A 24,171-nucleotide genomic window follows, 5' to 3' on the forward strand; every position below is an offset into this window, starting at 1 on the left:
TCAGGACTTTCCTTCCGAGGACGTGGCTACGGGAGCGGTGAGGTCCCCCTCTTCGGGGAGCTCGTCGACGTCGACGCCGCGGACCTGGGACAACTCATGCTTGAGGGACGCCAGTTCGGCGCCGCCGGCCATGTGGTTGGTCAGTTCCTCGAGGGAGACGTCGCTGCGGGACGCGGACAGCTCCATGGTCCCGAGGCGCAGCACGCTGAAGTGGTCGCCGACCATGTAGGCGTGGTGCGGGTTGTGGGTGATGAAGATGACGCCGAGGCCCTTCTCGCGGGCGGCGGCGATGTACTTCAGCACCACACCGGACTGCTTGACGCCGAGGGCGGCGGTCGGCTCGTCCAGGATGAGGACGCGGGCGCCGAAGTAGACGGCGCGGGCGATGGCGACGCACTGGCGCTGGCCGCCGGAGAGCGTGCCGATGGGCTGCTCCATGTCGTCCAGGACGATGCCCATGTTGCGCAGTTCCTCGTCCGCGGTCTTCTTCATCGTCTCGATGTCGAGACGGCGCAGCGGCCAGGGGCCCTTGGTCATCTCGGAGCCGAGGAAGAAGTTGCGCCACACCGGCATCAGCGGGACGACCGCGAGGTCCTGGTAGACCGTGGCGATGCCCTTGTCGAGGGCCTCGCGCGGGGTGGAGAAGCGCACCGGTTCGCCGTCGACGAGGAACTCGCCCTCGGTGTGCTGGTGCAGCCCCGAGATGATCTTGATGAGGGTGGACTTGCCGGCGCCGTTGTCGCCGAGGACGCAGGTCACCTTGCCGGGGTGGACTTCGAGGCTCACGCCGTGCAGGGCGCGGATGTTGCCGTAGGACTTGCCGGCGCCGCGGAGTTCGACGAGGGGACGCTCGCCGGGGGGTGGGGTGTCCTTGAGGACGGCACCGTGGGTGCCGGTTTCTTCGCTGGTCATCGCGGTCACCTCCGGGTCGCCGTGCGCTGGACCCACAGATTGATGAGGACGGCGCCGAGGAGCATCACGCCGAGGAAGGCCTTGAACCAGTCGGGGTTCCAGCCGGCGTAGACGATGCCCTGCTGCACCATGCCGAACATGAAGGCGCCGAAGACCGTGCCGATCGCGGAGCCGTAGCCACCGGTGAGCAGACAGCCGCCGATGACGGCTGCGGCGATGTAGATGAGCTCCTGGCCCACACCCTCGCCGGACTGCACGGTGTTGAACGAGAACAGCTGGTGCATGCCGACGAACCAGGCGCCGAAGCCGACCAGCATGAACAGGGAGATCTTGGTGAAGGTCACCGGCACACCGACGGCCCGGGCGGAGTGCTTGTTGCCGCCGACGGCGAAGATCCAGTTGCCGTACTTGGTACGCAGCAGCACCCAGGTGGCCAGGGCTGCGAAGACCAGCCACCACACCACCGTGATCTTGACGTTGACCCCGCCCACCTCGAAGGTCGAGGCGAAGAGCTTCTGCGCCTGGGTGAAGCCGTCCATGTCGCTGATGTCGTCGGTGGCGACGTTGCCCGTCACCAGCTTGGTGATCGCGAGGTTCACGCCCTGGAGGATCAGGAAGGTGCCCAGGGTGACCAGGAAGCTCGGCAGACCGGTCTTGACCAGCAGCCAGCCGTTGAAGGCGCCGATCGCGAGGGACACCAGCAGGGCGACGATCACGCCGACCCAGACGTTCAGCGTCAGCTGGTAGCTGAGCATCGACGCGGTCAGCGCCGAGGTGACCACGGCGACGCCCGCCGAGAGGTCGAACTCGCCGCCGATCATCAGCAGGGCCACGGGCAGCGCCATGATCCCGATGGTCGACGACTGGTAGAGGATGTTGGCCATCGAACTGCCGTCGCGCACCGGCGGCGCCGCGAACAGGAAGAACACGAGCACGGCCACGGCGCCGAGGAACACGCCGACCTCGGGCCGGGCGAGCAGCCGCAGCGCCAGCGGGCGCCGCCGCGTCCGGCCGTCCGTCTGCTTCTGGCCGGGGGCCGGCGGTGTGTCCACCGCCGGCTCAGCCTGCTGGGTCATGCTCATCACCGGGTGCCCTTCGCGGCGAACTCCCCGATCTTGTCGACGTTGGACTTGTCGACGAAGGCCGGGCCGGTCAGCACGGGCTGCTCACCACCGCCGCTGTAGTTGCCGTTGTTCTTGTAGAGCCACAGGCCGTCGACGGCCAAGTAGCCCTGGAGGTAGGGCTGCTGGTCGACGGCGAACTGGATGTCGCCGCCCTTGATGGACTTGATGAGGTCCTTGTTGAGGTCGAAGGTGGCGACCTTCGCCTTGCTGCCGGCGTCCGAGACCGACTGCACCGCGGTCAGCGCGAAGGGCGCGCCGAGCGTGACGACGTAGTCGATGGACGGGTCCTGCTTCAGCTTGGCGGTGATCGTCGACTTCACGGACGGCATGTCGGTGCCGTTGACGTTCTGCGGGTCGACCTTGCCCTCGAAGGTCTTGGCGACACCGTCGCAGCGCTGGGTGAGGCCGACGTTGCCCTGCTCCTGCATGACGCACAGGACCTTCTTGGCGCCGACCTCGTTCAGCTTCTTGCCGAAGGCCTCGCCCGCCACGGACTCGTCCTGGCCGAAGAACTCCAGCAGATTGAGCTTCTTCCAGTCGCTCAGGCCGGAGTTGAGGCCGACGACGGGTATGCCGGACTTCTCGGCCTTGCCTATGACGCTCTTGAGCGCGTCCGGCTTGGCGAGGGTGACGGCGATGCCGTCGACCTTCTGGTCGATCGCGTTCTGGACCAGGTTGGCCTGGTTGCCCGCGTTCGGGTCGGCGGAGTAGACGAGCTTGATGTTGTCCTTGGCTGCCGCGGCCTCGGCGCCCTTGCGGACGGTGTCCCAGAAGGTGTCGCCGGGCGCCTGGTGGGTGACGAGGGCGACGGTCATGCGGGGCGTGGTCGCCTTGCCCGCCGAGGCGTTCGCGGCGCCCTCCTCTGACTTCTTGCCCCCGGAACTGCTGGAGCAGCCGGCGAGGGTCAGGGCCGCTGCCGCGGCGACGGCGACGACGGGCGCGAGCCTGCGAGAGCGGGGGTGGGAAGAGCGGTCCATCTTTCCTGGCACCTCACTGTGCTACTGCGGGGAAAGGAAGGGATCACGAAGGGATCCGTGGTCCCGGAGCCTTACGGAGTCCGGATCATGATGCCGCAAACCGACTGTTGCGATGGCACGGGATACAAGTCCCTGCCGAGCCCGCTGTCAATACTTTGTTAAGACATCATTTCACAAGCAGGTCCGAATGTAAGTACAAACTATTGACAGCACCGCCCTCGGAGACCTACACCTGGGAGGCGGCAGGCCCCGTGGATCCACGTCCCCACCGTGTCAGGGCGCCCCAGGACCCGCATCCCCAGCTTCCCGAGGAGGTCGCGCATGGCCGAGCCAGCCCAGTATTTCGATGTGATCACGATGGGCCGCATCGGGGTCGACCTCTACCCCCTGCAGACCGGCGTGCCGCTGGAGTCGGTGGAGACGTTCGGGAAGTTCCTGGGAGGTTCCGCGGCCAATGTGGCGGTCGCCGCAGCCCGCCTGGGACGCCGCACGGCGGTGATCACGCGCACCGGCGACGATCCGTTCGGCACGTATCTGCATGAGGAGCTGAAGGGCTTCGGTGTCGACGACCGCTGGGTCACCCCGGTCGCCGCGTACCCGACGCCGGTCACGTTCTGCGAGATCTTCCCGCCGGACGACTTCCCGTTGTACTTCTACCGCCGCCCCAAAGCGCCGGACCTGGAGATCCACACCGACGAGCTGGACTTCTTCGCCGTCCGCGACGCCCGGATCTTCTGGATCACCGGCACCGGACTGAGCGAGGAGCCGAGCCGCTCCGCCACCCTCGCCGCCCTCAAGGCCCGCGACAAGGCCGGCACCACGGTCTTCGACCTCGACTGGCGCCCGATGTTCTGGGGCGACCCCGAGGAGGCCCGCCCTTACTACCGCGAGGCCCTGCGGCACGCCACCGTCGCGGTCGGCAACCTGGACGAGTGCGAGATCGCCACCGGTGTGCGCGAGCCGCAGGCCTGTGCGGACGCGCTGCTTGAGGCGGGCGTGGAGCTGGCCGTCGTCAAGCAGGGCCCCAAGGGGGTCCTCGCCGTGCACCGCGACGGCACCCGTGCCGAGGTGCCGCCGGTGCCGGTCGAGGTGGTCAACGGCCTGGGCGCCGGGGACGCCTTCGGCGGCTCGCTGTGCCACGGTCTGCTCGCCGGCTGGGACCTGGAGCGGGCCATGCGCCACGCCAACGCCGCCGGCGCCCTCGTCGCCTCCCGCCTCGCCTGCTCGTCCGCGATGCCCACCCCCTCCGAGGTCGAGGAGCTCCTCGCCGGGGTGCCGTCGCCGAGCACGAGCCACTGAAACGGAGCCTTCCTTGAACATCGGCATCCCCGACCTCACCACGGTCAGAGCCCGCACCCCCGAGGCCGTCGCCGAGGCGGCGGCCCGCAGGGTGCGCCGACCGCTGCTCGGTGACAGCGGCCGCCTGATGATCGTGGCCGCCGACCACCCGGCGCGCGGCGCCCTCGGGGTCGGCGACCGGCATCTGGCCATGGCCGACCGCGCGGACCTGCTGGAGCGGCTGTGCACCGCGCTGTCGCGGCCCGGCGTCGACGGGGTGCTCGCCACCGCCGACATCCTGGAGGACCTGCTCCTGCTCGGGGTGCTGGAGAACAAGGTCGTCATGGGCTCGATGAACCGCGGTGGACTCGCCGGGGCCTCCTTCGAGATGGACGACCGCTTCACCGGCCACCGCGCCGAGGACATCGCACGGCTCCGCTTCGACGCCGGCAAGCTCCTGGTCCGCGTCGACTACGACGACCCGGGCTCGCTGACCACGCTGGAGTCCACCGCGCGGGCGATCGACGCGATGGCGGCGCGCGGGCTCCCCCTCTTCGTCGAGCCGTTCATCTCCCGGCGGGTCGACGGCAGGGTCCGCAACGACCTGTCCGCCGAGGCCGTCACCCGGTCCGTCGCGATCGCCTCGGGACTGGGCGGCACCTCCGCCTACACCTGGCTGAAGCTGCCCGTCACCGACGACCCGGACGACATGGCCGAGGTCCTCCAGACCTCGACGCTGCCCGTCGTCCTGCTCGGCGGCGAGGTGGGCGAGGACCAGGAAGGCGCCTACGAACGCTGGCGCAAGGCCCTGCGGCTGCCCACCGTCCAGGGCATGGTGGTCGGACGGTCGCTGCTCTACCCGGCCGGGGGCAGCGTGGAAGAGGCCGTGGACACGGCCGTCGGTCTGCTGTGATCCGGAGGAATCAATGACGTACCACCTTCCCGCCGGCAAGGCCCTCGGCGGCCCCTACGCCGTCGACGTCACGCCCGAGAAGGCCGGCTGGGGCCACGCCGGCCTGCGGATCCTGGAGCTGCCGCCGGGCGGCGCGCACTCCTTCGGCACCGGAGACAGCGAGTGGATCGTCGTGCCGCTGAGCGGCGGCTGCACCGTCGCCGCCGCCGACGACTTCGGCCAGGACACCTTTGAACTCCGTGGCCGCGCCGACGTGTTCAGCGGCGTCAGCGATTTCGCGTACGTGCCGCGCGACGCCCGCGTCACCGTGACGTCCGCAGCGGGCGGCCGGTTCGCGCTGACCGGCGCGCGCTGCACCCGCCGGCTGCCCGCCCGCTACGGACCGGCCTCCGAGGTGCCCGTCGAACTGCGGGGCACCGGCAACTGCTCCCGGCAGGTCAACAACTTCGGCGCGGCCGGGGTCTTCGAGTGCGACAAGCTCATCGCGGTCGAGGTGATCACCCCGGGCGGCAACTGGTCGTCGTTCCCACCGCACAAGCACGACGAGCACCGGCCGGGCGAGGAGTCCGTGCTGGAGGAGATCTACTACTTCGAGTTCGCCGGCCACGACGGCATCCCCGGCCTCGGCTACCAGCGCGTCTCCCCGTCCGGCCCGGGCCGGGACACCGACGTGCTCGCGGAGGTGCGCGACGGCGACGTCGTCCTCATCCCGGACGGCTGGCACGGGCCGTCGATGGCCACACCCGGCCACCACATGTACTACCTCAACGTCATGGCGGGCCCGGAGGCCGAGCGCGCCTGGCTGATCTGCGACCACCCCGACCACGCCTGGGTCCGCGACACCTGGCCGGACCAGCCGGTCGACCCCCGGCTCCCCCTCTACACCGCCCCGGAGACCTCCGTATGAGCGCCCCCACCCGCAGACTGACGACCGCCCAGGCGCTGGTCCGGTTCCTGTCCGCCCAGTACACCGAGCGGGACGGCGTGCGCCGCCGGCTGATCGCGGGGACCTGGGGCATCTTCGGCCATGGCAACGTTGCCGGGGTCGGCCAGGCGCTGGTCGAGTACGCCGAGGTGATGCCCTACCACCAGGGCCGCAACGAGCAGTCCATGGTGCACGCGGCCGTCGGCTACGCCCGGCAGCTCAACCGCCTGTCCGCGCAGGCCGTGACGACCTCGATCGGCCCGGGCGCCACCAACCTGGTCACCGGAGCCGCGCTCGCCACCATCAACCGGCTGCCGGTGCTGCTCCTGCCCGGCGACTACTTCGCCTCACACGCTCCCGACCCGCTGCTCCAGCAGCTGGAGCACCCGGCCGAGGCCGACGTGTCGGTCAACGACACCCTGCGCCCGGTGTCGAGGTACTTCGACCGGATCACCCGCCCCGAGGCGCTGATCCCCTCGGCCCTCCAGGCGATGCGGGTGCTGGCCGACCCGGCGGAGACCGGCGCCGTCACCCTCGCCCTGCCTCAGGACGTGCAGGCGGAGGCGTACGACTGGCCGGAGGACTTCTTCGCCGAGCGCGTCTGGTACGTACGGCGTCCCGCGCCGGACCCGGTGGAACTGGCGGCGGCCGTCGAGGCGATCAGGTCGGCCGAGCGGCCGCTGATCGTGGCGGGCGGCGGCGTCCACCACAGCGAGGCCGAGCAGGCGCTGAGGGCGTTCGTGGAGGCCACCGGCGTCCCGGTCGCCTCCACTCAGGCCGGCAAGGGCTCGCTGCGCCACGACCACCCCGCCGACCTCGGCGGCATCGGGCACACCGGCACCGCGGTGAGCGACGCGCTCGCCCGTACGGCCGACCTGGTGATCGGCGTCGGCACCCGCTACACCGACTTCACCACCGCCTCCGGCACGCTCTTCCAGAACCCTGACGTGCGGTTCCTCAACGTCAACATCACCGGCTTCGACGCCCACAAGCTGGCCGCGCGGACCCTGGTGTGCGACGCGCGGTCCGGTCTGGAAAGGCTGGCCGAGGGGCTGGCCGGGCACCGCGTGGCCGAGGCGTACGAGGCCGAGTACCGCGCCGGCAGGGAGCGCTGGGCCGAGATCGTCGAGGCCGCCTACCGGGCCGACGACGACAGCGCGGTCCCGACCCAGACGCAGGTGCTGGGCGCGCTCGACGCGACCGTCGGCGAGGACGACGTGGTCATCAACGCGGCCGGTTCGCTCCCCGGTGACCTGCACAAGCTGTGGCGTGCCCGCAGTCCGCGCCAGTACCACCTGGAGTACGGCTACTCCTGCATGGGCTACGAGATCCCGGCCGGCATCGGCGTCCAGCAGGCCGCCCCCGGCGCCCCGGTCTGGGCGCTGGTGGGCGACGGCACGTACCTGATGATGCCGACGGAGATCGTCACCGCGGTCCAGGAGGGCCTGCCGGTCAACATCGTGCTGATCCAGAACCACGGCTACGCCTCCATCGGCGGCCTGTCGGAGGAGACCGGCGGCGAACGGTTCGGCACGGCCTACCGCTTCCGGGCCGCCGACGGCACCTTCACCGGCGCACCGCTGCCCGTCGACCTCGCCGCCAACGCGGCCAGCCTGGGTATGGAGGTGCTGCGCGCGAAGACCGTGCGCGAGCTGCGCGAGGCGCTCGCCGCGGCCCGCGCGTCCGACCGCCCGACGTGCGTGTACGTCGAGACCGACCCGGCCCCGACCGCTCCCCCGGCCGAGGCCTGGTGGGACGTGCCGGTCGCCGAGACCGCCTCCCGCGCGGCCGCCGTCGAGGCCCGCGAGCGCTACGACCGGCAGGTCGCGGACCGCCGCCGCCATCTCTGAACTCCCCCTGAACTCAAGCTCCACGAAAGGCCCTTGCGCACCATGAAGACCCTCACCCACTGGATCGACGGCAAGCCCGTCGAGGGCACCTCCGGCCGGTTCGGCCCCGTCTACAACCCGGCGACGGGCGCCCAGGAGAAGCAGGTCACCTTCGCGACCGTCGAGGAGGTCGACGCCGCGGTCGCCTCCGCCAAGGCCGCCTTCGCGAGCTGGGGCGAGTCCTCCCTGGCCAAGCGCACGGCGATCCTGTTCAAGTACCGCGAACTGCTCGACGCCCACCGCGACGAGATCGCGGAGCTGATCACCGCCGAGCACGGCAAGGTGCACTCCGACGCGCTCGGCGAGGTCGCGCGCGGCATGGAGATCGTGGAGCTGGCGTGCGGGATCTCCGTCCAGCTCAAGGGCGAACTCTCCACGCAGGTCTCCACCCGGGTGGACGTGGCCTCGATCCGCCAGCCGCTGGGCGTGGTCGCGGGCATCACGCCGTTCAACTTCCCGGCGATGGTGCCGATGTGGATGTTCCCGCTGGCGATCGCCTGCGGCAACACCTTCGTGCTGAAGCCGTCGGAGAAGGACCCGTCGGCGGCCCTGCGCCTGGCGGAGCTGGCCACGGAGGCGGGTCTGCCGGAAGGCGTCCTGAACATCGTGCAGGGCGACAAGACGGCGGTGGACCGCATCCTGGAGCACCCGGACATCGAGGCGGTGTCCTTCGTGGGCTCGACCCCGATCGCCAAGTACATCCAGCGAGCGGCCGTCGAGCACGGCAAGCGGGTGCAGGCGCTCGGCGGTGCCAAGAACCACATGCTGGTGCTGCCCGACGCCGATCTGGAACTCGCCGCCGACCAGGCGATCAACGCGGCGTACGGCTCGGCCGGCGAGCGCTGCATGGCCGTGTCGGTGGTCGTGGCCGTGGGTGACATCGCTGACGAGCTGGTCGGCAAGATCGCCGAGCGGGCGAAGAAGCTGAGGATCGGCCCCGGTGACGACCCGGACTCGGAGATGGGCCCGCTGATCACCCGTGAGCACCGCGACAAGGTGGCATCGTACGTGTCCTCGGCCGCCGAGCAGGGCGCGGAGGTCGTGGTCGACGGCACGGGCTTCTCAGTGGCAGGCCATGAGGAGGGCTTCTTCCTGGGCGTCTCCCTGCTGGACCGGGTGCCGCTGACGGCGGACGCGTACCGGGACGAGATCTTCGGGCCGGTGCTGGCGGTCGTCCGTGCGGAGACGTACGACGAGGCCATCCAGCTGATCAACTCCTCCCGCTGGGGCAACGGCACGGCGATCTTCACCCGGGACGGCGGCGCCGCCCGCCGCTTCCAGCTGGAGGTCAAGGCGGGCATGGTCGGCGTCAACGTGCCGATCCCGGTCCCCGTGGGCTACCACTCCTTCGGCGGCTGGAAGGACTCCCTCTTCGGCGACCTGCACATCTACGGAGGCGACGGCATCGCCTTCTACACGCAGGGCAAGGTCGTCACCACCCGCTGGCCGGACCCGTCCGACGGCGGCATCAACCTCGGTTTCCCGAGCAACTCCTGACACCCGAGGGGGGTTCGTCCATGGCGAAGACCGGTGGCCGGGCGGCCCGCACCACGGCCGCCCCGGCGCTCGGCCCGCTGGACTTCGCCCTGGAACGGGGCAGTCCCGTGCCGCTCTACCACCAGCTCGCGCAGCAGTTGGAGGCGGCGATCGAGCGCGGTGCCCTCCCCCCCGGGAACCTCCTGGGCAACGAGGTGGACCTGGCCGTGCGCCTCGGGCTGTCACGCCCCACCGTCCGCCAGGCCATCCAGTCCCTCGTCGACAAGGGGCTGCTGGTCCGGCGGCGCGGGGTGGGCACGCAGGTGGTGCACAGCCAGGTCCGGCGCCCCCTGGAACTGAGCAGTCTCTACGACGACCTGGAGGCGGCCGGGCAGGGGCCCGCGACCGAGGTCGTGCGCAATGAGCCGGTCCCGGCCCCCTGCGACGTGGCCGTCGCCCTCGGGGTGCCGGAGGGCGGCGAGGTGATCGTCCTCGACCGGCTGCGCCTCACCCACGGCCGGCCGGTGGCCCTGCTCCGCAACTACCTGCCGGCGTCCCTGCCCGCCTTCGACAGCGCCCGCCTGGAGTCGACCGGTCTGTACCGCATGCTGCGATCGGCGGGCATCACCCTGCACAGCGCCCGCCAGACCGTCGGCGCCCGGGCAGCCACGGCGCAGGAGGCGTCCCGACTGGACGAGAAGGAGGGTACGGCGCTGCTGACGATGCGGCGCACGGCGTACGACGACACGGGGCGCCCGGTCGAGTACGGAACGCACATCTACCGGGCCTCGCTGTACACGTTCGACTTCCAATTGCTGATCAGGCCCTAAGTAGTGGCCCGCCGCGCTTGACTCGGGGCACCCCCCGGCCGCAAAGTCGAACATATACACCGTAAACGTACGGCGTCCCAGAGGCCTGGCTCATGAGTGCACCGTCCACCGTCCTGATCACCGGCGGAGCCGGTTTCATCGGTAGTCACGCCTGCGCCGAACTCCTTGATCACGGCTACGAGTTGATCGTTGTCGACGACTACTCCAACAGCACGCCGCAGGTCTTCGCACGGGTGCAGCGGGTCGCCGGACGCTTCATGGGAGCCGTGTACGAACTGGACATCCGCGACCGGCAGGCCCTGTCGGCGGTGTTCCACCGGCACGCCGTGGACGCCGTGGTGCATTTCGCCGCCCTGAAGTCGGCCAGCCGGTCGGCGCGGATGCCCGTGGAGTACTACGACACCAACATCGCCGGCACCACGTCCCTGCTGCGCACCATGCAGGAGCACGAGGTGCACCGCCTCATCTTCTCGTCCACCTGTTCGATATACGGTGATGCGGCGCACGGGCCGCTCGACGAGTCGACGCCCGCCCGGCCGACCAACCCCTTCGCCGCCTCCAAGTGGGTCTGCGAGCAGATCCTGGCCGACGTGTGCGCCCGTCGGCCCGAGTACGCCGTGATGTCCCTGCGCTACTTCAACCCGGTCGGCGCCCACCCCAGCGGGCTGCTCGGCGAGGCCCCCCACGACCCGCCGGGCAAGCTGATGCCGTCGCTGGCCCAGGTGGCCTCGGGGCAGCGGGAACGGCTCCGCGTGTTCGGCAACGACTACCCGACACCTGACGGGACCGCGATCCGCGACTACGTGCACGTCATGGACACCGTTGAAGCGCTCCGGGTGGCGCTGGACCGGCTCGGCGACCAAACCGGCATGCGGGTGTACAACCTCGGCAGGGGCGAGGGGAGTTCGGTCCTCGACGTCCTCACCCAGTTCTCCCGCACGACCGGCCGGAACATCCCGTACGAGGTCGGCCCGCGACGCCTCGGCGACGTGGCCGAGTTCGTCGCCGACGCGCGCGCCGCCGCCCGCGACCTGTGCTGGCGGCCCACCCGGGACCTGGACGCCATGTGCCGGGACGCCTGGCGGTTCCGCCGGCTTCATCCGCACGGTTACGCGAACTCGCCGCGTCACCCCAAACGCAAGGAGTACTGAGTGACCCGATTCGATCCGACCTGACCGCAGACCGGCCGTGACCGCGAGCGCCGCCCCCGGCTGAGGGCCGCCCCCCGGTACACGGCTGTCGCGGTCCTCGCCGACCGACCCGAGGAGACGTGTGTCCATGCCGCAGGTCCACAGGCTGATGGCCGCCCACATCGTGCTGACCGGGGGAGCCTGCTGCCTGTATCTGGCGTGGCCCGGTCTGCGGGGGCCGCTGTGGGCGGTCGTGGTCCTGGCCGGGGCGGCGGCCGTCGTCCTCGGGGTGCGCACTCACCGGCCCGGGCACCGATGGCCCTGGCTGATGCTCGCCGCCGGGCTGACGGTGGTCGCCGTCGGCGGCACGCGAGCCCATGCGCAGGGGGCGTACGTCCAGGCCTCCGGACCGGCTCCGTCACCGGCGGACACCCTGGGCCTCGTCGCCTACCCGCTGCTCGCCCTGGGGGCGTTCGGTCTCCTCCGGTACCGCCGGCTGGGGCGCGCCCTGCCCGGGCTGCTCGACGCGCTGACGGTCACCACGGGACTGGCCCTGGTGGCATGGATCCACCTGGTGGAACCGCTCACCACGCGGGAAGGTCTGACCTGGCAGCAGCGGGCCCTCGCCCTCGCGTACCCGCTGGGCGACATGATGCTGCTGGCGATGCTGGCCCGGCTGCTGCCCCCGAGACCGCTGACCGGCCGCGACCGAGCCGCGGGGTTGCTCGTCCTGGGCACGGTGGCACTGCTCCTGTTCGACCTCGCCGCGGGACTTCTGCTGCTCGGCGGCGGCCTGCCCTCCGACGCGCTCCCCGGCTTCGGCTGGATCGTCCTGTGCACGGCGTGGGGAGCGGCCGCGCTGGATCCGTCGATGGCCGGGCCGGCGACGCCCCGGCCGCCGCCGCGGCCCCTCCCCAGGCCGCGGCTCCGGCTGGTCCTGCTCGCCACGGCCACGCTGATACCGCCCGTGTTCCTGCTCGTCGAGCGACAGGCGGACCGGATCCGCGGCGCGGCGGTACCGGCCGCCCTGGCCTGTGTCCTCTTCCTGCTCGTGGTCTGGCGGCTCGCGGGCGTGGCCGCGGCCCACCACAGAGGCTCGGCCCGTGAGCGGGTGCTGCGCACCGCGCTCGCCGCCCTGGCGGCGGCGGACACCCCGGCTCAGGTCTCCCGGTGCTGCGAGAGCGCGGTCGCCGCACTGCTGGGACCGCACGGTCCGCACGGGTCCCTCCTCCTGCCGGCGGGTCAGGCACCCTGGCCGCAGCCGCACGCCCCCTCCGCACTCCCGCCGGGGGCCAGTCACGACGGGGCCCCGTCCGCCGGCCCCGCGTCCGGCACCGGGCCCACGTCCGAGGCCGGTACCCCGCCCGACGCCGGGCGCACGTCCCTGCTGCTGCCCGTCGACCGGCTGCCGCCCGGCATGGCGGTGCGACTGGCCGGAGCGAGAACCGCCCTGGTCTGCTCCACGAAAGCCCCGGGCCGGGCGTCCGGCCGGGCGGGCGCCCTGCTCGTGGGGGGGCCGGAACGCAGGCTCATCGAGGCACGCACCTCGCTGGAGCTTCTCGCCGCGCACGCGGGGGCAGCGGCGGAGCGTGCCGCAGCGCGGGCGCAGGATCCGCACGCCACGGGCGAGGCTTACTTCCGCACCCTTCTGAACAGCACCTCGGACGTCGTCCTGGTCGTCGCCGACGACTCCACCGTCCGCTACGCCAGCCCCTCGGCGCGGGCCCTGTTCGGCCGCCCCGACGTGGCCGGGAACGCACTGCGGGACCTGATCGACCCCCAGGACCGGCAACGGGTCGACAGGACGCTGGCCGCCCTGGACGGCGGTCCGGGCCGGGACGTCCGCGACCACTGGAGGGTGGCGGGGCGGGGCGGTCTCGTCGAGGCGGAGGCGCACTGCCGCGACCTGCGGACGGACGAGACCGTCGGAGGTCTCGTCGTCACCCTGCGGGACGTGACCGAGCAGCGGACGCTGCGGCACGAACTCTCCCACCGCGCCTTCCACGATCCCGTCACCGGCCTGCCCAACCGGACGCTGCTGCTGGAACGCATCGGCAGGGCCCTGCTGCGCGACCACCGGGAGTCGTCCCTGGCCTGCGTCCTCTGCATCGACCTGGACGATTTCAGGAGCGTCAACGAGACCTTGGGGCATGCGGCCGGAGACCGGATCCTGAAGGCGGTGGGCGAGCGCCTGTCGGAGACACTGCGGCGCACCGACACCGTGGCCCGGCTGGGCGGTGACGAGTTCGCGGTCCTGATGGAGGAGGCCCGGCAGCCCCTCGACGCCGAACTCCTCGCCGAGCAGGTGATCCAGGTGCTGGACCGTCCCTTCGAACTGCCCGAAGGGACGGTCCGCGTCTCCGCGGGCGTCGGGGTGGCCACCGCGCTGGACAGCGCCGACGCCGAGGAACTGCTGACATACGCCGGACTGGCCGTCTACGCGGCCAAGTCCGCCGGGAACCGCCAATGGCGCCGTTTCGTGCCGAGACTGCGCGTCCGGGGCACCGAGCGGCACGACCTGCACGCGCGGCTGGACCGTGCGATCGCCAGGGAGGAGTTCGCACTGCGCTACCAGCCGGTCGTGGACATCGCCGGCGGGCAGGTCACCGGCTTCGAAGCGCTGGTCCGCTGGCCGCAGGCCCGGTGCGGACTGGTCTCGCCGGTGCGGTTCATCCCGCTCGCCGAGGAGACCGGTCACATCACGCCCCTGGGCGCCTGGGTGCTGCGCAAGGCCGCCGCCGACATGGCCCGGCTGCAGCAGACCGCCGACTCGGGCGTGGCACCATACGTCAGCGTCAACGTCTCCGGGCGTCAATGGCAGGACACCGGTTTCCTGGACGAGGTGAGAAGGGCCGTCGCCACCCCGGGTCTCGCCCCCGGCTCGCTCCAGCTGGAACTCACCGAGTCCGTGCTGGTGCGCCGGGACGACCGGCTCGACCGCGTCATCCGGTCGTTGAAGGAACTGGGCGTGCGGATCGCCGTCGACGATTTCGGGACCGGCTTCTCCTCGCTGCGCTATCTGCGCGACTTCCCCGTCGACATCCTCAAGATCGACAAGACGTACATCGACGACATCCCGCGGGACCCCCGGCAGGCCGCACTCGTGCGGGGGATCGTGTCCCTCGCCAGGACGCTCGGGTTGCAGATCATCGCCGAGGGCATCGAGCAGCGCCGGCAGCGGGACCTGCTGACGGCCATGGGCTGCCGGTTCGGGCAGGGCTACCTGTTCGCCCGGCCCATGACGGTGGAACAGAGCGCGCTCGCCCTCCGGCGGCACTACGGTGACGCGTTCCGCCCGGACGTCCCGGACGTCCGGTGACGGATCGGACGGTGACGGACCCCATCATGGGACGGGCGAGTCCGGTACGGACCCGCATGCGCGAGCCCGTCCACGGGGGCCTGCACGGGCGACCCCGTGGACGGGGGCCTGGGAGGGGCCGTCAGGACGGGCGCCCGGGGCGGCCCCGGCGCGGTGGTGCGGCGGACAGGGCGAACGCCGTCTCCGCCAGCGCGAGATGGCTGAACGCCTGCGGGGCGTTGCCCAGTTGGCGGCCGGTCTGCGGGTCCCACTGCTCGGCGAGCAGCCCGACGTCGTTGCGGACGGCGAGGACGCGCTCGAAGACCTCCCGGGCGTGCTCGGTGTGACCGTCGGCGGAGAGGCCGGCGGCGTACCACAGGGAGCACGCCACGGACGCGCCCTCTCCGCCGGACGCGCCGGCCGATCCGTCGCCGTCACGCGTGCTGCGCCGCAGGAAGCCGCCGTGGTCCAGATGACTCATCGCCCGTACCGTGCCGCGCACCCGGGGGTCGGAGGGCGGCAGGAAACCCAGCCGGGGCAACAGCAGGCTGGAGGCGTCCAGGTCCGGTGACCCGTAGGCCTGCACGAAGGACTGCTGTCCAGCGTCCCAGCCCTCGCTCAGCACCTGCCGGCGCACCTCGTCCCGCATGGCACGCCATTCGGCCGAGGAGCCGTTGCGGCCGAGGAGCTCCCCCATCCGTACGGCGCGGTCGGCGGCCACCCACGCCATCACCTTGGAGTGCACGAACTGGCGCCGCGGACCGCGCACCTGCCACAGCCCCTGGTCGGGTTCCCGCCAGTGCCGGAGCAGACAGCCCATGAGCGCCTCGACCAGGTCCCACACGTGCGCGGGCATGGGGATGCCCGCCCGCAGGGAGAGGCAGAGCGTGTCCAGCACCTCACCGTAGACGTCGAGTTGGAACTGGCCAACGGCGGAGTTCCCGAACCGCACCGGCCGGGATCCCTCGTAGCCGGGGAGCCAGGGGGCCTCGGTCTCGGGCAGCAGGCGCTGGCCGCCGACGCCGTACACGGCCTGCAGCTGGGCGGGGTCGCCGGCGATGGCCCGCACGAGCCAGTCCAGCCACGCGGAGGCCTCCTCCCGGTAGCCGCTGCGCAGCAGGCAGGACAGGGTGAGGGTGGAGTCGCGCAGCCAGCAGTAGCGGTGGTCCCAGTTGTGGTCGCCGCCGATACGGCCGGGCAGTGAGGTGGTGGGCGCGGCGACGATGCCGCCGGTGGGGGCGTAGGTGAGGGCCTTGAGGGTGATCAGCGAGCGCACCACGGCGTCCCGCCACGGTCCCTGGTAGCGGCACTGGCCGGCCCAGCGACGCCAGAAGTCGACGGTCTCCTTCAAGGCCGTCTCCGCCGGCACGGACAGGGGTGCCGGCGGATCGGGCCGGTGGGACGGCGACCAGACCAGCGTCAGCGCCAGCCGCCGCCCGGCGGGCACGGTGAACTCCCACACGGTGGCGTCCGTGTCGCCGAGCGCGGTCACCGGCCCGTCGGCGCCGAGCCAGACGGCGTCCGGCCCGGCGACCGCGACGGTGCAGTGCCCGGCGTCGCGCACCCACGGCACGACCCTGCCCTGGTGGAAGCGCAGCCGCAGATCGCTGCGCATCCGCACGGCACCGGACAGTCCCTCGATCACGCGGACGAGGCAGGGCAGCTGGGTGCGCGGCGGCATGAAGTCGGTGACGCGTACGGTGCCGTCCGCGGTCTCCCACCGGGAGTCCAGCACCAGGGTGTCCTGCCGGTAGGCGCGCCGCACGCAGCGGTCGGCGCCGGGGTCCGCGGGGGCGACGCGCCAGCGGCCGTTGCCGCTGTCGCCCAGCAGTGCGGCCAGGCAGGCCGGCGAGTCGAAGCGGGGCAGGCACAGCCAGTCGACAGAGCCGTTGCGGCCGACCATGGTCGCGGTCTGGAGATCGCTGAGGAGGGCAAAGTCCTCGATCGGTACGCTCATGATCACCGTCCTCCGCCAACCACGACGGACATCCCTGACGTTTACGACGTATACATACATCGTCGCCCCGACAGGAGTGCCCGTCAACCCGCGTCCGCCCCCACTTGACGCTTCGGGACGAATCGGCACAAGATGCTCGTATACGTCGTAAACGTACGGCGACGCATCCGCGCTCGCCGGATCGCGACGGAGGTGAACTCCCGTGCACATCCGCGAGGGGATTCCCCCGTGTCTCAGGCGCCCCCCGGCCGAGCTCGAGATCGTCATTCCCGCCGTCAACGAGGAGCGCCGTCTGCCGCGCACCATCGCGACGACGGTGGACTACCTCCGGGGGCAGGTCTGGTCGTCGGCCGTCGTCGTGGTCGACAACAACTCCGTGGACTGCACGAACGACGTCCCCGAACGTTTCGACAGTCCCGGCACCCCGGTCCATGTCATCGGGTGCAGCGAGCCCGGCAAGGGTGCCGCCGTGCGGCGGGGCATCGTCACCTCGACGGCCCGCTACGTCGGTTTCCTCGACGCCGACAACGCGACCCCGGTCGAGACCCTCGACAAGGTGCTGCCCCTGCTCCGGCACGGCTGCGCCGCGGTGATCGCCTCACGGCACGTCGACGGTTCCCGATTCGAGGTCGAGGAGTCGGCGATGCGCCGGTGCGGCGGCTGGATGTTCCGGCGGCTGACGCATCTGACACTGCCGGACATCGCCGACACCCAGTGCGGCTTCAAGTTCTTCGACGGTCCGCTCGCCCGCGAGGTGGCGGCCGGCTGCCGCGTCGACGGGTTCGCCTTCGACGTGGAGCTGCTCGCCCGGATCGTGCGGGCCGGCGGCACGGTCGTCGAGGTCCCGGTCGCCTGGACGGACATGCCCGGATCGACGTTCTCCCCCCGACGCGACGGCATCCGCTCCATGGCGGACGTGCTGCGCATCTCATTCTCACGGTGACACTTCATGACTGCACTCGAGCACCTCGCCCGGACCAACGTCCTGTTCCTCAACTGGCGTGACCCGGCCCACCCCCAGGCCGGCGGAGCGGAGGCGTACTGCTTCGAGATCGCCAGGCGGCTGGCCCGGTCCGGCTCACGGGTGACCCTCTTCGCCGCGCGCTTTGCGGGCTCCCGCCCCGTCGAGTGGAGCGACGGTGTGCGCGTGCTCCGCGAGGGCGGCACCTACGGCGTCTACCCCGCCGCGGCCCGGCACCTGCTCGGGAACCGGCACACCTACGACGCCGTGGTCGACTTCCAGAACGGCATACCGTTCTTCTCCCCCCTGTTCACACCCCGCTGGACCGCGGACGTGTGCGTCATCCACCACATCCACCAGAAACAGTTCGACCTCTTCTTCCGGTGGCCCATGAACTCCGTCGGCCGGCTGCTGGAGAAGCAGATCAGCCGCGTCGTGTACCGCGGGCACGCCATCGTCGCCGTCTCCCCCTCCACCCGTGCGGGGGTCCGCGCCGAACTCGGCTTCCGCAACCCCGTCTATCTGGTGCCCAACGGCAGCCCGGGCCCGTCCGCCGTCCCGGTCGCCCGGGCCGCCACGCCGACCATCGCCGCCGTCACCCGGATGACACCGCAAAAGCGCGTCGACCTGCTGCTGCGGGCCCTGCCCGCACTCCGCGAACGGTGGCCCGGCCTGCGGGTGGATCTCGCGGGCGACGGCGGTGAACTGCCCGGCCTGCGCGCACTCGCCCACCGGCTCGGTCTCGACTCCACCGTCACCTTCCACGGCCATGTCACCGAGGAGCGCAAGCGGGCCCTGCTCGGCGGCGCGTGGCTGACCGTGGTGCCCTCCGTCGCCGAGGGCTGGGGGCTGACCGTGATCGAGGCCAATTCCATGGGCACCCCGGCGGTCGCCTTCGACGTCCCCGGACTGCGCGACGCCGTCCGCGAGGGCCACAACGGCTGGCTGGTCCCCGACGGCGGGCCGCTGTCCGACGCGCTCGCCACGGCCCTCACCGAACTGTCCGACCCCGATGCCCGCGACCGGGCCGACCGTCGCTGCCGTGCCTGGAGCGCGCGGTTCTCGTGGGACGACAGCGCCGAGCGGCTCGCCCAGGTGCTCCTCGAAGAAGCCGGGCGGGTGCGCCGGCACCGCAGGTCGCGCCGGCGGGCCAGCGACCTGACGGTCCTCACCCGGTTCCGGTCCCCGAACGGCGACCACGTCGAACGCGCCCTGAAGACCCTGCTGCGGGAGACCGACCGGTGGACCCGCGAGGGCGACGCCTTCCAGTTGCTGCTGCACGGCTGCGACGAGTTGCGCGCGTTCCAGGCGCTGCGACGGCTCGGGGTGCCCGACGCGGCCTTCCGGCTGGCGCACCGGCGCGAGGAACTCGTCGCGCCGGAGACGGACGGCCCCGGTGAGGAGCCCATGCCGTGGCCGGCCACCGACGAGCCCGCTGCCCGGAACCGGCGGGAGCCCGCATGAGCGCCCCCCGTTCCGCGACGATGCACCGCCCGGCCAGCCGCCCGGACGTGGTGAAGGCCGTGCACGGCGCCCGCTGGTTCACCGCGGCCGCCCTCGCCGTGGGCGCCGTGAACTACGGGTACGCCCTTGTCCTGACCAGGCTGCTGGACGTCGGCTCCTACGCGCGGTTCGTCGCCGGGCAGTGGCTGCTGCTGAGCGCGGCCACCGTGGCGACGGTGACGGTGCCGTGGGTGCTGGCGCAGGCCCTGGCCCGCGCCCGGTCGGATGCCGAACGCGGCGACGCCGGCCGCTTCGCGGTCATCACGAGCATCGGCGGCGGACTCGTCATGGGCAGTGTCGTCGCCGCCGTGGCCACCCGGTTCGCCGGGCCCGCCACGACGCTGGCGCTGGCCCTGAGCACCTTCCTGATCTACATGACGACGGTGACCGCGGGCTGGCTCCAGGGCGTGGAGCGGATGCGGACGCTGTCCCTGCTGCACGTGGCCGAGGTGCTGGTGAAGATGGCGGTCGGGGTGTTCCTGGTCGTGGCCCTCGGACTGGGCGACACCGGCGCACTGGCGGCCTTCGGGATCGGCGCCCTGCCGTTCCTGCTGTGGTGGCCGTCGCTGCCCAGCGGCAGCGGACGGCCCTGGCGCAGCGCTTCGGCCAACCGGGACCTGTGGCGGCGGGCGCTCGGCATCGCCCGGTTGCAGGGGCTGGTGGCACTCATGGCGGCGGTCGACGTGGTGCTGGTGACGATGCTGCCCACCGAACCCGCCCAGGCCGCGAGTTACCAGGCGAGCGTCACCCTCTCGCGCGTGCCCCTGTTCGTGGCCAGCGCGGTGTCCCTGGCGTTCTTCCCCGCCCTGTCCCGACGGCGGGCCGGCAGCCGGCTCAGCGCCAGCGCCGTACGGATGTACGTCCTGGGGTCCCTGCCGCTCACGGCGACACTGGCCACCGTGCCGGGCCCCGTCCTCGGCATGGTCTTCCCGGCCGACTACAGCTCGATGAGCACCCTGATGGTCTTCACCGCCCTCACCGGGTTCGCCCTCGGAGCGGTCAACCTCGCCGTCACCTTCTCCCAGGCCGTGGACGACTACGCGTGCGCGCGCTGGCAGATCGCCGGGCTGGTGGTCTACACGCTCGCGCTGCTGGCGGGCTGGCGCATCGGCGGCGTGCAGGGCATCGCCATCGGCGGGGCCGCGGGCGCCACCGCCGCGCTCGCCCTGCTGCTGGGCCGGCTCGTGCGCCGCCAGGGAACGGCCTTCCTGCGGCACACGCCGCTGGTGGAACCGCTGCTGCTCACGGCGCTGCTCGTGCTGCTGCGCCCGTTCCCGCTGGTGTGGCTGATCGCCGCGACGGTCATCGGGATCCGGGCCGTGGAGCGGTTCCTGCGGCGGCCGGGAGCGCCGGATCCGGCGGAGGACCAGAACGAGGTCACCAGCGAGCCCTCGTCGGCGGATCGGTCCGCCGGCCTCGAACAGACGACCACCGAGCAACCGGGCGGAGTCATGACGCATCTGAGAACCCACCCTGACGACGCCGGCACACAGGAGCGGCCCGACCGTCTGCTCGTGGAGGCCGTCTGGCGGGGCAACGCCCTTCCGGCCGGCGACACCGCGCTGCGTCACGCGCTGCGGCTCGCCCGCGACAACCAGGTGGAGGGCCGCCTCGCACGCGCCTACCCGGGGCAACTGGCGGACGTGGTGGCCGAGGTGGACACCGCGAACGAGCTGTTCCGGGAGAACCTGACGGAGGTGACCGGCCGTCTGTACGCGGCCGGCATTCCCACCGTGCTCATCAAGGCGGACCTGGCCGGCGACTACGTCTACGGCAACTTCGACCTGGTGGTGCCCGAGGGACGCTGGGAAGCGGCGTGCGACGTCCTCGGCGGCTGGTACGTCGACCGCGACACGTACTGGCTGGAGCGTTCGACGAAGGTGCTGCTGGAACCGCGCAGCGGCCCGGCGGCCCATCTGCACACCGCCGTGTCGTGGTTCGGCGTGCCGGTGATGTCCACGGCGCGGCTCTTCGAGCGGGCCGTCCCGTCCGGAGGTCCGTGGCTGGTGCCGTGCCCGGCGGACGAACTGCGCATCTGGCTGGCGCACGGCCTGTTCCAGAACCTCACCTTCGATCTGTCGGAGTTGTTCGCGGTGCGGAAACTGCTGGCGCCGGGCGTCGTCGCGGAGGCCCGGCGCGAGGCGGCCGGCGAGGGATGGGCCGTCGGCGGCGACCGGGCCCTGTCCGTGGCGGTCGGGGCGATGCGCCGGCTGGACGAGGGCGCGCCGGTCAGACTGCCGGTGCCGATCCCGGTGGGCGCGTCCCTGCGCGTGGGCACGGTGCACGCGCTGCACCTGCTGCGGCACGGACGGGCCCGGGTCGCGGCGCGGGAGGCCGCCCTGCGGGTACCGCTGGTGGTCGCCAAGAGGCGAAGGATGCTCCAGTCATGACACAGCGCCCCCTGCTGGTCTGTGTGTCCGGACCGGACGGCGCCGGGAAGTCGTCGCTGGTCTCGCGGATGACGACGGACCTGCGCGCACGCGGGTACGCGGTGACGACCCAGTACTGCTACGGCTGCGTCGTCTGCCGGCGCCTGCCCCAGCGCATGCGGTCGCGGTTCACCGCGTCCCCCGGGAAGCCCGGGTCGGCTTCCTCGGGCATCGGTGCGTGGGTGGGCCGGATGCACGGCTGGGTGGACGCGGCGGCACTCGCCGCGGGTCTCGCGCGGGCGAGGGGCCGGGCGCGTCTTGCCGCCCGGGGGCGGCCGGCCGCCGTGGTGACCGACCGTGGTCCGCTCGACGGGCTCGTCAAGATCGACCCCGCTCCCGGCTCGCGGCTGGTCGGCGCCTTCGCACGGCTGGCGAGGACGTACCAGGTCAACCTGGTTCTGGACGCGGAGCCGGAGGTGCTGGCGGAGCGCGACGGCGAGTACCCGAGCGGCGCGCTGGCGAACTGCCGGGACCGCTACCGCGAGTGGGCCGCCCGGCTGCCGGCCGTGCGCCTCGTGGACGCCGCCGCGTCGCCCGACGCGGTCACGGCCGAGGCCCTGACGTGGGTGCCGGCGTCGCGGGTGCCTCCTTCGCCTCCCGGCGGCGGGCGGAACGTGGTGATCTCGACCTTCGACGATCTGCGCAATCCGCACTACCACGGCGGCGGGGCGCTGCTCGTGGACAAGGTCGCCCGGCGTCTCGCCGAGGACCACCGGGTCACGGTCGTCACGGTGGCGGCGCGCGGCGGCGCGGAGATCCGTGACGGCGTGCGTTACCACCGGCTGCCGCTCGGCTGGGCCGGACCACGCCTCGGACAGCTCCTGTACCACGCGGTACTGCCGGTCATGGCCCGCAGGCTGCCGCACGATGTGTGGCTGGAGAGCTTCACACCGCCGTTCTCCACGGGGTTCCTGCCGTTGTTCTCCCGCGGCCGGGTGGTGGGGCTGGCCCAGTCGCTCAGCGGGGCGGCGATGTCACGCCGCTACCACCTGCCGTTCGCCCTCGTCGAGCGGTTCGGACTGCGGTTCTACGAGGACATCGTCGTGCTGAACGAGGCCGACCACGCGACCGTGCGGCGCCACTCCCCCCGGGCCGCCACGCACGTCATCCACAACGGCGTCGACCAGCCTCCCGTCACTCCCCGGCGCATCGGCGAGGGCGACTACATCGCCTTCCTGGGGCGGGTGGAGGTCCAGGGGAAGGGGCTGGACCTCCTGCTGGCCGCCCACGCCGCCGGCGCGCCGTCGATGCCGCTGCTGCTGGCCGGCGCGGGCACGCGTGGTGAGGAGGCCGGGCTGGCCGCGCTGATCGCCGCGACCGGCGCCGACGCCCGCCGGGTGGGCGAGGTGTCGGGGGCCGGGAAGCAGCGGTTCCTGGAGGACTGCGCCTTCCTGGTGCTGCCGTCCCGCAGCGAGTCCTTCGGACTCGTGGCGCTGGAGGCCATGGCGTACGGCAAGCCGGTGCTGCACTTCGATCTGCCCACTCTGCGGTGGATGGACGGCGGTGCCATCGCCGTCCCCGCCTTCGACGTGGACGCCCTGGCACGGCAGATGCGGGATCTCGCCGCGGACGAGCCGACACGCCGCCGGCTGGGACGCATGGCGTACCGGACCGCGCAGTGCTTCTCGTGGGAGCGGACGACGGGTCAGTACCTGGCACTCGTCCAGCGGCTGCTGGACACGCCCGGTCCGTCCACCGGTACCGGGGCGGCCGCCCGGGAGGCGAAGCGGGAAGGGGCAGGGTCATGGCAGCGGATCCACTGACCACCGCGGTCGACGCGGGCACACCGCTCGTCGTGCTCTCCCCGCACCTCGACGACGCGGTCCTGTCCTGCGGTGGGTTGATGTCGCACGCCGCCGGGCGCACCCAGGTGCGGGTCGTGACGTTCTTCACCGAGGCCGACGCCCCGCCCTACACCCTCTCCGGGCGGCGGTACCTGCGGCAGGTCGGCCGGCGCAACGCCGATCGCCTGTACCGGGAACGGCGTGCGGAGGACCGCGAGGTGATGGAACGGCTCGGGGTGGACTGGCATCACCTCGGACTGAGCGACTGCCTGTTCCGCCGTAAGCCCGGAGCGTCCGGCGGGCGAAACGGCTGGGTGAGTCATGTGCTGCCCGAGTCCTCGTACATCTATCCCACCTACCGGCTGCACATCGCCGCAGGCCGGATCTCCCCGCACGACACCTACACGCTGGGCCGGGTACGGGCGTCGCTGGAACAGCTGGCGTCGCCTGCGCATACGGTCCTGCTGGCCCCCTCCGGCGTGGGCGGACACGTGGACCACGTACTGGTGCGGACCGCCGCAGAACTCAGTGGCCGGCCGGTGGTCTACTACAGCGACTTCCCCTACAACCAGCAGCACCGCCCCGACCTCGGCTTCGTCGAGCGCAATGCGCTGGTGGAGGTGGAGTGGTCACGGCAGCTCGCCGCCAAGGTGGAGCTGGTGCGCGGGTACCGCTCGCAGGCGGACGCGCTCTTCCCGAAAGGCGCCCTCCCCGTGGTGCCGGAGATCTATCTGTTCCCGGACAGCGCCCGGGCGAGCTACGGCCCAGTAGGAGATGCCCGATGA

Annotated in this window: 17 protein-coding genes; 13 read left to right on the forward strand and 4 right to left on the reverse strand. The window is 72.0% G+C overall.

Annotated features, from left to right (window positions below):
• Genes ACIQU3_RS05435 through ACIQU3_RS05445 form a run of 3 tightly spaced genes read right to left on the reverse strand, consistent with a single transcriptional unit; the run spans position 1 to position 3,013 of the window.
• Positions 1–912 (reverse strand): ATP-binding cassette domain-containing protein, encoded by a 912-nt coding sequence (locus ACIQU3_RS05435; protein WP_403727350.1) that lies wholly within the window; start codon positions 910–912, stop codon positions 1–3.
• A 5-nt stretch (positions 913–917) separates the two neighbouring features.
• Positions 918–1,994 (reverse strand): ABC transporter permease, encoded by a 1,077-nt coding sequence (locus tag ACIQU3_RS05440; protein WP_403727348.1) that lies wholly within the window; start codon positions 1,992–1,994, stop codon positions 918–920.
• Positions 1,994–3,013 (reverse strand): sugar ABC transporter substrate-binding protein, encoded by a 1,020-nt coding sequence (locus ACIQU3_RS05445; protein ID WP_403727346.1) that lies wholly within the window; start codon positions 3,011–3,013, stop codon positions 1,994–1,996. Before ACIQU3_RS05445 ends, ACIQU3_RS05440 begins: the two co-directional genes overlap by 1 nt.
• A 321-nt stretch (positions 3,014–3,334) precedes the next feature.
• Between ACIQU3_RS05445 and iolC the strand changes: the two genes are divergently transcribed.
• From iolC to ACIQU3_RS05485, 8 genes are all read left to right on the forward strand, one after another.
• Positions 3,335–4,312, forward strand: a complete 978-nt coding sequence (gene iolC / locus ACIQU3_RS05450) for a 5-dehydro-2-deoxygluconokinase (RefSeq protein WP_403727344.1) — start codon at positions 3,335–3,337, stop codon at positions 4,310–4,312.
• 13 nt (positions 4,313–4,325) lie between these two features.
• Positions 4,326–5,204, forward strand: coding sequence for a deoxyribose-phosphate aldolase (locus ACIQU3_RS05455; protein ID WP_403727342.1), 879 nt, complete (start codon positions 4,326–4,328; stop codon positions 5,202–5,204).
• Positions 5,205–5,217: 13 nt separating this feature from the next.
• Complete coding sequence (iolB, locus tag ACIQU3_RS05460) at positions 5,218–6,111, forward strand: 5-deoxy-glucuronate isomerase (protein ID WP_403727340.1); 894 nt, start codon at positions 5,218–5,220, stop codon at positions 6,109–6,111.
• Entirely contained in the window at positions 6,108–7,979 is a 1,872-nt protein-coding gene (gene iolD, locus ACIQU3_RS05465) for a 3D-(3,5/4)-trihydroxycyclohexane-1,2-dione acylhydrolase (decyclizing) (RefSeq protein ID WP_403727337.1), read from the forward strand. The genes iolB and iolD overlap by 4 nt, the downstream gene beginning before the upstream one ends.
• A gap of 42 nt (positions 7,980–8,021) precedes the next feature.
• Positions 8,022–9,515 carry a CoA-acylating methylmalonate-semialdehyde dehydrogenase gene (locus tag ACIQU3_RS05470; protein WP_403728251.1) on the forward strand — a complete coding sequence of 498 codons (1,494 nt, stop codon included), beginning with the start codon at positions 8,022–8,024 and terminating at the stop codon, positions 9,513–9,515.
• 20 nt (positions 9,516–9,535) lie between these two features.
• The gene (locus ACIQU3_RS05475; RefSeq protein ID WP_403923440.1) at positions 9,536–10,324 is read left to right on the forward strand and encodes a GntR family transcriptional regulator; all 789 of its coding nucleotides are present in this window, start codon (positions 9,536–9,538) and stop codon (positions 10,322–10,324) included.
• Between the two features lie 92 nt (positions 10,325–10,416).
• Positions 10,417–11,475: a UDP-glucose 4-epimerase GalE gene (gene galE, locus ACIQU3_RS05480; protein ID WP_403727333.1), complete on the forward strand. Its 1,059-nt coding sequence runs from the start codon at positions 10,417–10,419 to the stop codon at positions 11,473–11,475.
• 127 nt (positions 11,476–11,602) lie between these two features.
• Entirely contained in the window at positions 11,603–14,773 is a 3,171-nt protein-coding gene (locus ACIQU3_RS05485) for a putative bifunctional diguanylate cyclase/phosphodiesterase (protein ID WP_403923441.1), read from the forward strand.
• A gap of 121 nt (positions 14,774–14,894) precedes the next feature.
• On the opposite strand, the gene ACIQU3_RS05490 is transcribed toward ACIQU3_RS05485, so the two are convergent.
• Positions 14,895–16,769, reverse strand: a complete 1,875-nt coding sequence (locus tag ACIQU3_RS05490; RefSeq protein WP_403727328.1) for a glycoside hydrolase family 15 protein — start codon at positions 16,767–16,769, stop codon at positions 14,895–14,897.
• A 142-nt stretch (positions 16,770–16,911) separates the two neighbouring features.
• Here ACIQU3_RS05490 and ACIQU3_RS05495 point away from each other — a divergent pair, with 142 nt between their 5' ends.
• Genes ACIQU3_RS05495 through ACIQU3_RS05515 form a run of 5 tightly spaced genes read left to right on the forward strand, consistent with a single transcriptional unit; the run spans position 16,912 to position 24,171 of the window.
• A complete protein-coding gene (locus ACIQU3_RS05495) occupies positions 16,912–17,652 on the forward strand; it encodes a glycosyltransferase (protein WP_398729408.1) in 741 nt (246 codons plus the stop codon).
• Positions 17,653–17,658: 6 nt separating this feature from the next.
• Positions 17,659–19,134, forward strand: a complete 1,476-nt coding sequence (locus ACIQU3_RS05500) for a glycosyltransferase family 4 protein (RefSeq protein WP_403727326.1) — start codon at positions 17,659–17,661, stop codon at positions 19,132–19,134.
• Positions 19,131–21,563 (forward strand): lipopolysaccharide biosynthesis protein, encoded by a 2,433-nt coding sequence (locus ACIQU3_RS05505; RefSeq protein ID WP_403923443.1) that lies wholly within the window; start codon positions 19,131–19,133, stop codon positions 21,561–21,563. Before ACIQU3_RS05500 ends, ACIQU3_RS05505 begins: the two co-directional genes overlap by 4 nt.
• Positions 21,560–23,365 carry a glycosyltransferase gene (locus tag ACIQU3_RS05510; RefSeq protein WP_403727322.1) on the forward strand — a complete coding sequence of 602 codons (1,806 nt, stop codon included), beginning with the start codon at positions 21,560–21,562 and terminating at the stop codon, positions 23,363–23,365. The genes ACIQU3_RS05505 and ACIQU3_RS05510 overlap by 4 nt, the downstream gene beginning before the upstream one ends.
• Positions 23,347–24,171 (forward strand): PIG-L deacetylase family protein, encoded by an 825-nt coding sequence (locus ACIQU3_RS05515; protein WP_403923445.1) that lies wholly within the window; start codon positions 23,347–23,349, stop codon positions 24,169–24,171. The genes ACIQU3_RS05510 and ACIQU3_RS05515 overlap by 19 nt, the downstream gene beginning before the upstream one ends.

Source organism: Streptomyces sp. NPDC101110 (genome assembly GCF_044759525.1).
Classification (GTDB): domain Bacteria; phylum Actinomycetota; class Actinomycetes; order Streptomycetales; family Streptomycetaceae; genus Streptomyces.